The sequence below is a fragment of the Glutamicibacter sp. genome, from assembly GCF_035257265.1.
In the GTDB taxonomy this organism is placed as follows: Bacteria; Actinomycetota; Actinomycetes; order Actinomycetales; family Micrococcaceae; genus Glutamicibacter.
Genome location: NZ_DATEXC010000038.1, coordinates 93,780 through 105,909 on the forward strand (window position 1 = coordinate 93,780; position 12,130 = coordinate 105,909).

Annotated in this window: 11 protein-coding genes; 4 read left to right on the forward strand and 7 right to left on the reverse strand. The window is 54.9% G+C overall.

Features of this window, described 5'->3' with window-relative positions; genetic code table 11:
- Positions 1-183: 183 nt before the first annotated feature.
- Both VJ369_RS09175 and VJ369_RS09180 read left to right on the forward strand, forming a co-directional pair.
- Positions 184-672 (forward strand): cupin domain-containing protein, encoded by a 489-nt coding sequence (locus VJ369_RS09175; protein WP_324091773.1) that lies wholly within the window; start codon positions 184-186, stop codon positions 670-672.
- Between the two features lie 71 nt (positions 673-743).
- A complete protein-coding gene (locus tag VJ369_RS09180; RefSeq protein WP_324091774.1) occupies positions 744-1,487 on the forward strand; it encodes an alpha/beta hydrolase in 744 nt (247 codons plus the stop codon).
- Here the strand turns inward: VJ369_RS09180 and VJ369_RS09185 are convergent.
- The 4 genes from VJ369_RS09185 to VJ369_RS09200 all read right to left on the reverse strand — a co-directional run bounded on the left by VJ369_RS09185 (position 1,464) and on the right by VJ369_RS09200 (position 8,229).
- Positions 1,464-2,372: a PaaX family transcriptional regulator C-terminal domain-containing protein gene (locus VJ369_RS09185; RefSeq protein ID WP_324091775.1), complete on the reverse strand. Its 909-nt coding sequence runs from the start codon at positions 2,370-2,372 to the stop codon at positions 1,464-1,466. The two genes, VJ369_RS09180 and VJ369_RS09185, sit on opposite strands and share 24 nt — an antisense overlap.
- Positions 2,373-2,680: 308 nt before the next feature.
- Positions 2,681-4,909, reverse strand: coding sequence for a polyribonucleotide nucleotidyltransferase (locus tag VJ369_RS09190; RefSeq protein WP_324091776.1), 2,229 nt, complete (start codon positions 4,907-4,909; stop codon positions 2,681-2,683).
- Positions 4,910-5,216: 307 nt separating this feature from the next.
- The gene (locus tag VJ369_RS09195) at positions 5,217-6,473 is read right to left on the reverse strand and encodes an exodeoxyribonuclease VII large subunit (RefSeq protein ID WP_324091777.1); all 1,257 of its coding nucleotides are present in this window, start codon (positions 6,471-6,473) and stop codon (positions 5,217-5,219) included.
- Between the two features lie 532 nt (positions 6,474-7,005).
- Positions 7,006-8,229: a serine hydrolase gene (locus VJ369_RS09200; RefSeq protein WP_324091778.1), complete on the reverse strand. Its 1,224-nt coding sequence runs from the start codon at positions 8,227-8,229 to the stop codon at positions 7,006-7,008.
- A gap of 326 nt (positions 8,230-8,555) precedes the next feature.
- Here VJ369_RS09200 and VJ369_RS09205 point away from each other — a divergent pair, with 326 nt between their 5' ends.
- On the forward strand, positions 8,556-9,599 hold the full coding sequence (locus VJ369_RS09205; protein WP_324091779.1) for an NAD(P)-dependent alcohol dehydrogenase: 1,044 nt from the start codon (positions 8,556-8,558) through the stop codon (positions 9,597-9,599).
- Positions 9,600-9,735: 136 nt separating this feature from the next.
- Positions 9,736-10,050 (forward strand): DUF1883 domain-containing protein, encoded by a 315-nt coding sequence (locus VJ369_RS09210; RefSeq protein WP_324091780.1) that lies wholly within the window; start codon positions 9,736-9,738, stop codon positions 10,048-10,050.
- Here VJ369_RS09210 and VJ369_RS09215 read toward each other — a convergent pair.
- The 3 genes from VJ369_RS09215 to VJ369_RS09225 form a co-directional block, all read right to left on the reverse strand.
- Positions 10,030-10,992, reverse strand: coding sequence for an ADP-ribosylglycohydrolase family protein (locus VJ369_RS09215; protein WP_324091781.1), 963 nt, complete (start codon positions 10,990-10,992; stop codon positions 10,030-10,032). The two genes, VJ369_RS09210 and VJ369_RS09215, sit on opposite strands and share 21 nt — an antisense overlap.
- Before the next feature lie 102 nt (positions 10,993-11,094).
- The gene (locus tag VJ369_RS09220; RefSeq protein ID WP_324091782.1) at positions 11,095-11,610 is read right to left on the reverse strand and encodes a PaaI family thioesterase; all 516 of its coding nucleotides are present in this window, start codon (positions 11,608-11,610) and stop codon (positions 11,095-11,097) included.
- 13 nt (positions 11,611-11,623) lie between these two features.
- Positions 11,624-12,130 (reverse strand): PaaI family thioesterase, encoded by a 507-nt coding sequence (locus tag VJ369_RS09225; protein WP_324091783.1) that lies wholly within the window; start codon positions 12,128-12,130, stop codon positions 11,624-11,626.

The window sequence follows — 12,130 nt, forward strand, 5'->3', positions numbered from 1 at the left end:
GAGCAGCAAAGGGTCCCATCGACCGCGATGCGTGGATTGCGAGGGTAGTCAAGCGTCCGGCAACGACGCCGACGTGATAGAAATCATATACACCGTATTTTGCGACCGCAAGACCTATTGCATATTCAATGTGATCTATGCCATTCTGAGATCATAAGTTCGCAACCTCACAAAGGAGACATCATGGATCAGCAGCAGGGCCAGGAAATCATCTTGGGCGACCTCCCTAAGGGCATCACGTTGGCAAGCGAGTCAATGGGCAACAAGACATGGAACGTCCTTGGCCATACTTACCTATCCAAGGTCGAGAGCTCCAGCAGTTTTGCATGGCTGTCCCTGGACCCATCGGGCACCGGAGTACCGCCTCATGTGCACCCGACCCAGGACGAACACATCTACATCATGGAGGGCACCTACACCCTTTATCTGGACGGCGAATGGTTCAAGGCGGGTCCTGGCGATACCGTACGAATGCCGATGGGCCTTCCACACGCGTACTTCAATAAGGACGAGACACCGGGCAAATCGCTCTTCTGGGTCAGCCCTTCAGGTCAGCTCGCCACGCTTTTCGATGAACTACATGATTTGACCGATCCGGAAGAAGTCGTCCGACTCTCGGCACTGCGCGACGTCAACTTTCTGCCACCAGGATCGGTTCCTGGCGCGAACTAGTATCAGATGAAAATTCCGGGTGGCCGGCAGGGAGATCCTGCCGGCCACCCGTCGGCGAAAGGTAAAACCCCGTGACTCAAAATCAGCAAGGCAGCCAAGTATTGAGCTACGGCGGTCATCCAGATCAGAGCGTCACCTTGGTGCACCCTCAGGACCGGTCCTACCGGGGCACCGCAGTCTTGGTCCACGGGGGCTACTGGCGGCAGCGGATCACCGCCGCGGTCATGCAGCCCATACTTAAAGACCTGCTGCAGGCCGGCTGGAGCGTGGCCAATGTAGAATACCGGCGCGGACCGGAACATGCCTGGCCCATACCTTCTAGCGACGTAGCCGCGGCGATTCGGCTGGTACGCAGCACGCTGCGCGACCAGGGGCGCGAACAGCACGTAATACTGGTCGGGCACTCGGTCGGAGGGCAGTTGGCTCTGCTTAATGCCGATCTTGCCAATGCCGTGGTCGGCCTTGCCCCGGTCACCGATGTGGCAAAGGTCTTTGAAGAAGACCTCGGGGACTCGGCGGCCATCGAGTATTTCGGGAATTCACCAGTTGAAATTCCCGGCATCTACCGCCAATCGTCGCCATGTGGGCAGCCGGTCCCGATGGTTCCTATGCTATTGGTCCACGGACGAGATGACGACCGGGTGCCACTGGAGCATACCGAACGGTACATCCATTCTCTGGGCGAAAGCTCCCTGTACACGACGATGTTCTATCCCCAGTTGGGCCACTTTGAGATCATCGCTCCGGAGCAGCATCATTGGGATGCGGTTCGGGCCTGGATGGATCAGAACTCAGCTAATGCGCGAGCACAGTAACTGAGTCGCATACGCCTCTGCCAGCGGGGACAACAGCTCATGCAATGCAAGGAAAGTCTTCTTAGCCTGCGGCGCCTTCCACCCTTCGGGAAGGTATTCGAAAGGAAGATTCGGATCACGATAGGGGAAGTGCCGCCATCGTGTCAGCATGGGAACGTAGAAGGCAAAAGCCTCACGCTCTAGATCGCTGCGCTGCTCGGCAGATCCTGCTGGCGCGGCAAGTTTCTCGCGCCATGAGCCCAGTCGTCCGACGTAGAGCTGAAGGAAGTCGGTGTATTGCTGGTCCAAGGCCTGTAGGTCCCACCACTGCGCCACACGGTCCCGGATATCTGCCGCGGGTATGTAATCTGCACGGAAGTACTCAACGTATTCGGATAGACCGCGTGCATCCAGACGCGTCTTGGCCTGTTCGAATGCAATTTGCGGCCCAACGGCCACACCTCCTGCGACCATCCCGAAGCCCATGCTCCCCAGCTCAGTGCGAAGTTCGTACCGACGGTTCCGCTCGCTTTCGGGCACCGAGAAAATAGCCAAAATCAGCGACTCCTCCGAGGTGGAGCGCGAAGGGGCAAAGATCCGCTGGTCATCCTTGCGGAAGCCGTCCACGATTTCGGCGGACAGTTGATAGACGGACTCATTTCCCGTGCGCTCGTTGATGAGCACTCCGCGGCTTTTCAATCGAGAAATAGTCGAACGTGAGGCTTGGGACTTAATGCCCAGCGCACCGAGCATCTCAACGATGACGGAGACAGGGAATGAGCTGGCAGCTGATTGCCCGTATAAGCCATAAAGCGTCACCAGCAGATTCTGGTGTTGCAATTTCATTCCCCCGACATCCACTGAAACGACGTCCTCCATTTGCAGATTAGAATTTATGGTGCTCAATCTCATCCTATGCGGACAGTTGCTATTTCCAACGTAAGACAGTGACATGGCTGCATGCCAGAGGGCTTTTCAGCGTAAGACTATTGGAATGAACCACGGCCACTGCGCGCGACATCTCACCTTGGGCAAGCAGTGAAACGGGTATCGCCCGGTCGCTTAAATTGATTTCACGCTCACTTTGAAATCATAAGCCAGAGGCATCTCCCCGCTGTTTTCGTGTTGGCGCTCTTTATCGCGCGCAAAGTCCCTGACATGAGAAAACCCCGGCTCACAAATGTGAACCGGGGCTTTCAAACTAGAGGAGAGTATTACTCTGCTGCTTCTTCCGAAGCCTCGTCCTCTTCAACAACTGGAGACAGCGACAGCTTTCCGCGGTCATCGATCTTGGTGATTTCAACCTGGATCTTCTGACCGACCGAGACTACGTCCTCAACATCATCGACGCGCTTGCCGTCGTTGATCTTGCGCAGCTCGGAGATGTGCAGCAGTCCGTCCTTGCCTGGGGTCAGCGAGATGAACGCACCGAAGGTGGTCAGCTTCACTACGGTACCCAAGTAACGCTCGCCAATCTCAGGAACCTGAGGGTTGGCGATGGCGTTGATGGCCGAACGTGCGGCTTCAGCGGACTCACCATTGGTGGCGCCGATCAGCACGGTGCCGTCATCTTCAATCGAGATGTCGGCTCCGGTGTCTTCCTGAATGGTGTTGATCATCTTGCCCTTCGGACCGATGACCTCGCCGATCTTATCAACCGGGATCTTCACCGAGATGATGCGTGGCGCGTAGGTGGACAGCTCATCCGGGGTATCGATGGCCTGGTTGACCACGTTCAGGATGTGCAGGCGAGCCTCGCGAGCCTGAGTCAGCGCTGCGGCCAGTACCGAGGCAGGAATACCATCAAGCTTGGTATCAAGCTGGATCGCGGTGATGAACTCAGGAGTACCAGCCACCTTGAAGTCCATGTCGCCCATGGCATCCTCGGCACCGAGGATATCGGTCAGGGCAGCGTAGCGGGTTTCGCCGTCAACGGTGTCCGAAACCAGACCCATAGCGATACCGGCAACCGGTGCGCGCAGTGGCACGCCGGCGTTCAGCAGCGACAGGGTCGAGGCGCAAACCGAGCCCATGGAGGTCGAGCCGTTAGAGCTCAATGCCTCGGAGACCTGGCGGATTGCGTATGGGAATTCTTCACGCGTTGGAAGAACAGGCACGATGGCGCGTTCTGCCAGGGCACCGTGGCCGATTTCGCGGCGCTTAGGTGAGCCCACACGGCCGGTTTCACCGGTCGAGTATGGCGGGAAGTTGTAGTTGTGCATGTAACGCTTGCGGGTTACCGGGTTCAGCGAGTCGATCTGCTGTTCCATCTTGAGCATGTTCAAGGTGGTAACGCCCATGATCTGGGTTTCGCCGCGCTCGAAGATTGCCGAACCGTGGACGCGCGGCAGAACCTCGACCTCGGCGGAAAGCTGACGGATGTCAGCCAGGCCACGGCCGTCGATACGGATCTGTTCGGTCAGGATGCGCTGGCGCACGATGTGCTTGGTTACGGCACCGAAAGCCTTGGAGATTTCTCCTGCACGATCGGCGAAGGCTGAGCCTTCGGCGGTCAGCGATGCAACGATCTCGTCCTTGAATTCGCCGGCGGCGTTGTCGCGATCCTGCTTGTCTGCGATGGCGTAGATTTCTGCCAGGCGGGTGGAAGCTGCTGCTTCAACCGCTGCGTAGGCGTCATCTTCGTAGTCGCGGAAGATTGGGAACTCAACGGTTTCCTTCGCTGCACGCGAAGCCAGATCGGCCTGCGCTTCGCAAAGCACCTTGATGAATGGCTTAGCGGCTTCCAGACCCTCGGCAACGACCTCTTCGGTTGGCGCGGTAGCGCCGCCCTGGATCAGTTCCCAAGCGTTGTCGGTAGCGTCGGCTTCAACCATCATGATGGCTACGTCATCGCCTGCAACACGGCCGGCAACGACCATGTTGAACACTGCGTTCTTCAGCTGGCTATGCTTAGGGAATGCAACCCACTGGGCGCCTTCTCCATCGTCAACCAAGGCAACGCGAACGCCACCGATTGGGCCGGAGAATGGCAGACCCGAAAGCTGAGTAGACATCGAGGAAGCATTGATTGCGACAACGTCGTACAGCTCATCTGGATCGATAGCCAGGACGGTCACAACAACCTGTACCTCGTTGCGCAGGCCCTTGACGAATGCCGGGCGCAGTGGGCGGTCCATCAGACGGCAAGCCAAGATGGCTTCGGTCGATGGGCGGCCTTCGCGGCGGAAGAAGCTGCCCGGAATACGGCCAGCTGCATACATCCGCTCTTCAACGTCCACGGTCAGTGGGAAGAAGTCGAAGCCTTCGCGTGGGTGCTTACCGGCCGAGGTGGCCGAAAGCAGTGCGGTCTCTTCGTCGATGTAAACCATTGCAGCGCCAGCGGCCTGCTTAGCCAAACGGCCGGTCTCAAAGCGAATGGTGCGGGTACCGAAGCGACCGTTGTCGATCTGTGCTTCGGCGAATTGAATTTCTGGACCCTCCATTAAGGGGGTTCTCCTTTCGATCGCTCCCATAGCTGACAAGCGATCCGTGACGCCCTACCCAGATCTGGTCTTCGATCGAGACCCGCGCTTCAGCCATCAATGGGCTAAAGCGAAAGCCACTACCGAGGACCGCGATACTGGCGGTCAGGACTCACGGTGACGCGGTCAAGGGAGTGTTTTTATCGTTGAGGTCTTGGCCAGCGGCCAAGTCCTGCTCTAAGCCTACCGGGAATTGGCAAAAGGTGCAGTTCCACGCGATTTTCGCGGGTGTTGTCAACGCCCTCTGCGCTTCAGCGGCCAGCAGTATTTACCGTGATCTGGGATGCTCGATTTCGATTTTTCGTTTCAATACCCACCGCAGGTCTCTAGGTGAGCTCGCTCCTTGCAAGCTCCTTCTCACCCATCGCAAGTCCTCGCCCATAGATAATGTTCGCCAGGTCTGTGACTCGAGAATCCTTCGACTTCGATATCCTCCGGTGAACGTCAGTCCCGTCCAGAGCGCAGCAATTACCGTGATCAGCACAGCAGATCCAGTAGAAAGACTGCCGCTGGAGAAGGAGACGAAAGCGATCAGTGTTGTCCATAGACTCCACCACAATCCATTAATTGTTGACTTCAAACGGATCGATTGCAGCGCAATCGTCAAGCAATCTCGATAAGTCTGCTGATGGAGTTCATTGGCAGACTTTTGCGCAATTATGCATTGATCTTGTGCCTCTTCGTTTTTTATTCGCTCCAAATCTAGGTCTCGTTTGAGACTCTCGAGCAACCCTTCGCTCGTTTTTGTGTGCGCCCGCCATATTTTTTCTTCTTCATTCAGTCTTTGGTTCTCAATTTTGAGATCTGCGTATGAAGGTTGTCCATCGAAATAGCGTTTAGAATTCTCCTTGCGGATCGATGCACCGGCATCGTACGGCACGGCGAAATTTGCAGTCGCAGCCCTAGCCGCCAATGGAACATGTTCACTGTGTCCTAAGGCAGTGACGACAGGAACCTGACATTGAACTACGGCTTCGATGAGGTCTCGCTCGTCGAAGACCGAGAAATCAGCATAAGAACCGCCACCGCGAATAATAATGACGGCATCGGCATCACTAGATTTGAGATTTTTTAGCTTGCTGGAGATATCGTCAACAGCTCGGGTCCCTTGAATGTGCGCTTCGACAGCCTTGACCGATACCCGAAGTTTTCTGTCGCCTTCGTGCAGACCCCGCTTAAAATCGGCTAGCACCTGAGCATCCTGGCCACAGATAACCACAACGTTTCCGATTTTTTCTGTAGGACGAATATCTTCTAAATTGCGAATTGGCTTCGGTCCAATCCCGAATTCTGCGGCTACTTTTTGTCGGGAAAGTTCTAAGGGACCAATTTCGGGAAGGACCTGAACCTCTGGTTGCCCCTCACCGGCGCTGGATCTGATTACTTTCCATACCGGGTTCCTGCGCCATACGTCAAAGTTAGGTTTGGCTGTGACTACTAGCTGTTGTCCTTCTTGGAGCTTGCTGGGAATCGCGTGCGACGGTGCTTCAATTTCTAAAGCAGCAGCTCCGTCAATAAGTGTCACCCACCTTTTATCGGCCGTGCCTCTTACTTTTCCAATGATTTCTCCGCGAAATTGCACTGTTCGGGTAAAGGCGATGCGCCTGGACACAAATGATCTCACTTGGGCCAATGAGTGAATGGTTGAAGTCTTAGACTGTCCTAGCTGCGTCTCCATACCAACCACGATATGTCGCTAAACCGACAAGTGGCGGTACTTGGTGCATCTCAAGGTAAAAAATCAATTTTAGACTTGGAATTGATAATGCTTTTTCTCGGTCCTGCTGATTCCCAACCTCATCCACTTTTCGAGTCGGTGTCTGGAGTCAGCTACATTGAGCAGTTCACACTTTTAGCGCCATCTCGAGTAGCTTGTTCTGCTCGGTAATCCCTCAGTTCTCATTTCCAGAACATCGTTGTGAATACGAGAGATCTAAATGCTCAGGCTATCCAGCTGGCAACTGTTTGTGTTCGAATTCCTAAACACAGGGCGCACAATCCGTCAGGGTGAAATCAATATAGTCCAGGTTACATACCGAGCGCAGTCCTTGCGACTTCTATGCTTTGTCCGGTGTGGTCTGCATCTCTACGATTAGGGCAGCAGCAATCGAATCGAAAGCGCCCAATGTGGCATACAGCTTGATCGGGTCCTGCGGCAATGGCCAACTGGAAAGTTTCACGGCAACCATCTGCGCTGGACGGTTAATGTAGACCAGCTGTCCATGGATACCCATGCACAGCACCACATCATTGCCAGGATATGGAAACCACATTTGGTTCCGGTACATCCCACCGGGCATACGGTAGTCCCCCGGGCTGGCAGCAAAAGCGTCTCGTGAATCCGGAGCTCCTTCCAACGTTTGTGCAATCCATTCTTCAGAGAGCACACGTTCTCCAGTCAGGGACAGTCCGTCATTGAGGAATACTGCACCGAATCGGGCCATATCTCGCAGCGTGGCATTGATCCCGCCGTCGAAAGTTCCGGTTCCGTACTGATCAATGCATATCGTCGCGTCAGCTTCGCTACCCAGCTTGCTCCATAAGACTTCAGACATCAGCTGTGGCATTGCGGTTCCTGATGCGGCTTCACACACCCAGCCGAGCATGTCAGTCTCGCAGGATCGATACTCAAATACTCCGCCGTGAGCTGTTTTGCGTTGAAGTGTTTTCAGGAACGGGTACATCCCAGTCGGTCCAGGCGTACTGGTTGGTGCCCAACCGATGGCCTCCGACATCCGGCGGATCCCTGAGAGTGGATCCAAATAATTTTCGGAGAAATCAATTCCTGAACACATATCGAGCAAGTGGCGCACCCTCGCGCCGGCATAACCTGCGTCGGCCAGTTCGGGGATATAGTCCGTGATCTGGGCATCGGGATCTAGAACTCCAGAGTCGCATAAGGAACCGGCAACGGCACCAATTAGGGATTTGCTCATCGACATCAAAAGGTGCGAAGAATCTTCATTCATCTGCCCGAAGTATTGTTCTGTGATCACTGTGCCCCGATGCGAGACCATCCAGGCATCGGTATGTGTCGTAGCCATGATCGATCCAACGGTCACCAGCGGAGCACCCGGAAGGCTGGACGGTGCTAGTACCAAGTCCAAATTGCGAAGCGCAACGGGCAGTTCCGAAGGCGACGCTGAACCACGTGGGATTTCGGCGGTGGGCAAGAAGTCAGCCATATGCTGAAAAGACCAGTGCAGGTTCTCAGGCAATTTCCAATTCAGTGCGTTGATTGCGCCAGCGCCAGTGCCAGCGCCTATTTGAGTGTCATCCATGAGAGATCCTTTCAACGCCACACCAGTTAGTAAATGGGAGACTACCATTGAGTAACTCGGATGTGTCTCTTTGACTGTCACGTATCAAATACTTGGGTTCATAACCTGAGGACAATCAGTGACAGTCATACTTCTTCCCCGTCCTTTCGGCCCTAGTCTTCTTGGATTTAGCCGAGCTAGCTGAGAATTGGCAAATAATCAGGTTTGTCGGGATTATTCTGGCTTCCCGGGCTGTTGTTAATCTCCGGAACACACGCTTTGCCCGATCAGATCTACCCGATTCTTTTGGGGTAATGCGCATTCACTGAGTACGAGGAAAGAGAACTATGACAAGCATGGTCAATGCATACGCTGCACCTTCGGCTACCGAAGGATTGATTCCAACTCAGATCGAGCGACGCGAGGTAGGTCCGCGCGACGTCCTGATCGACATCAAGTACTCGGGCATTTGCCACTCTGACATTCACACCGTGCGCGGCGAATGGGGACCGCAGTCCTACCCATTGGCCCCAGGCCATGAAATCGCCGGTATCGTAACCGAGGTCGGATCCGAAGTCACCAAACACAAGGTCGGTGACCGTGTTGGCGTGGGATGCATGGTTAACTCCTGCATGGAATGCGAAAACTGTCTCGCTGGCGACCAGCAATTCTGCGACAGCTCCGTCGGAACCTATGGTTCAGTCGATCGTGATGGAACCATCACTCAGGGCGGGTACTCCACTCATGTTGTGGTCACCGAAAACTTCGTATTGAGCATCCCAGAAGGTATCGAGCTTGATGTGGCCGCTCCGCTACTCTGCGCCGGCATCACCACCTTCTCCCCACTGAAGCGCTGGGGTGCAGGCCCTGGCAAGAAAGTGGCAGTGGTGGGCCTTGGCGGTCTAGGCCATATGGCCGTGAAGATCGCTAGCGCTATGGGAGCCGAAGTTACTGTGCTATCCCAGTCGTTGAAGAAGAAAGACGAAGGACTGAGCATGGGTGCCAGCGATTACCGCGCCACCAGCGACGAGAGCACCTTCAAGGATCTGCACAAGAACTTCGACCTGATCATTAACACGGTCAGCGCCTCGATCAATATCAGCGATTACCTTCAGCTGCTGCGCGTAAACGGCACCATGGTCAATGTGGGTGCCCCGGCAGAACCACTGCCGGTGAATGCCTTCGCATTGATCGGTGGACGTCGTTCGTTTGCCGGTTCGCAGATTGGCGGCATCGAAGAAACCCAAGAGATGTTGGATTTCTGTGCCGAGCACGGCATTGGTGCTGAAATAGAGGTCATCGGCGCCGAGCAGATCAACGATGCTTACGAGCGCGTGATGAAGTCTGATGTTCGTTACCGCTTTGTGATTGATACAGCGACTTTGGTCTAAAAGCAGCATCCAGCGTTCTACGGACGGCGTTCGAACTATTAACTTACAGTTGATAGTTCGAACGCCGTATCCGCATGCGGCTTCGGGACACAGCTAACGATTACGCAAAACGCTGCTCGATTACAGAGGAATCTCAATGACCGCTCCTGATTTCGCCGAATACTCTTGGAATCATCTTGAACGTGGCAGCATCCTGGTAGTCACGCTCAGCGGACCGGCCTACCTCAGGCTCATGGACCCGGAAAATTTCGCCGCGTTCCAAGATTCAGAAGATTACGATTTTCGAGGTGGATTAGCGCGTAAAGCACCGTACCGAATCAAGGTTCCCCGTTCAGGCCCCTGGTATTTAGCGGTTGATCTCAGCGGATTGAGAGTCCGCAGGGTACGCCACGCAGTGAGCGTCGAACCGCCGCGGCGGCTCGACGGTCCACTAATCGACAAGTTCGAGTGAGAGCTCAACTAGATTTTGCGCGTTCATACCCGGCCAACCATGCAGTATTTCCAACCACTGCGCCGGAATAGCCCGTAGCCCACAAGCGGCACCGACCAACGATCCAGCAATTGCAGCCACGGTATCGGTATCGACCCCGCCGCGTACCGCAGCTTCGACAGATGCGACGAGGCGCTCAGCACTCCCAACGTCAGCAACTTTGGAGACCGTGATGGAACTCCAAGCGCCTTGGAACGCTTCAACCACCCAACCGTTATGCGAGAACTCGCGTGGGTGTTTTTCTTCAGCCTGCTGAATTCGTCGTTCCCAAACGACGGCGCGTTCAGGATCTAAAAATGCCAGCCCTACACGGATATCTAGTTCCGCGGTAAGTACGGCGTGCCGGACTGCTAGCGTCCATAAAGCGCAGGCTTCGGCGGCCTCATCATCGAAATGAGTCAGCTTACTAATCTTGACTGCCGCCTGGTACGTCTCTTCTGGCGTACGGTCTAGATATGCCAAGGCAATGGGAGCAGTTCTCATCAGGCTTCCGTTGCCTCCCGAACGACCTGTTTGCCGGTGAATCGCAGTCGCAGCCGAGACTGCATCCTCCGTATTCGGAGCATCCCGCTTATTAACCTGTGCGGTTTGTTCCGCCGCACTGAGAACAGCCCGGGTCTGGGTACCTACGTCCGGCGCATCTTTCGCCCAGATAGCCCACTGGTGCACCATATAATCAGATGCGTCCGTGTCGAGTAGTCCTTCGGAGTTCGCTAGCGCGCGTGCAATCACGATCGCCATCGAGGTATCGTCGGTCCACTCTCCGGGGGCAAAGTCACCAAGACCGCCACCAATCATGGCAACCGGACAGTCAGCCGGCATAGGAGAACCAAATTCATACCCCGCGCCAAGAGCATCTCCCGCGGCCATACCTGTAAGTACTCCACAGATACGATCTCTCATATCAGACGAAAGCTACATTCCATCCCCATCCGAATACTCGCACTTTGCCAATGTATTGGCGGTAAATCCAAGTTATCCCGTGTAACCGACACTTTTCAGCACTCAGTCTTTAGGAATATCGAGCGGAAACACAAGAAGAGATCCCGACGCGGTTGCCACTGCCTTCCCGTTTTTATCTACAACTTCTCCTTCGGCGAAGATCACCCGACGTCCCGGCTTGCTAACAGTTCCGGTGCAACGTAGCGGTCCACTATCTGCCATCACCGGACGAAGGTAGTTCACTTTGATTTCAATCGAGGTGTATCCCATTCCGGCCGGAAGCGTCGAGTGTGCGGCGCAGCCAAGTGCAGAGTCCAGCACTGCGCAAACTAGTCCCCCATGCACGGTCCCAATCGGGTTATACAAAGACACATCCGGTGTACTTGTGAACGTAACCGACCCTTCGGTGACTTCGACTAGATCCATATTGAGATGCGACGCGATTGGTGCACCAGGAAGGTCACCCGATGCCATCCGTTTCAGATATTCCACCCCTGAAAGCAGCGGGAGCTGATCCATGGCGTCAGCAGGATCTCGCCACTTCACAATTTTTTCACGCGCGTCAGTTCGAGCTTCCATTGATATGGCTCCTTTAGCCTTGCGTTACCGTTTTCTCGGGCAACGACACATTTTGTAAGCGCAGTTGCCCGCGGGCCAGCACCTTAGAACTAGCGTCATCGGTGATGATGACTTCCCATAATTGCTGGGTACGACCTTGATGCAAAGCTGTGGCCTCTACTAGAGCCAAACCGGAACTGCCTGGTCGTAAAAAATCTGTGGCGTTGTGAACCCCGACCGCAAATTGTCCATACTCTTTAACGGCGAAGCTCGCCCCAATACCGGCGGCGCTTTCTACGATTGTGGTGAACAGTCCTCCATGCACCACTCCCCACGGTGTGTGGTGATTTGTTCCTAATTGCACGTGCCCGCGCAGAGACGTGGCGTTAAGTTCATCAACGACAAAGCCGGTAGCGGCCACAAACTCGCTGGGCTCAGTCCGCGTCATTTCTGGCATAAGTTCTTCATTGGCATTCAATAGCTTGCCCTTCAAAAGCTGACTGTTATATTTGAAGCTAGCTAGATCGTCAGTATCTGTCAA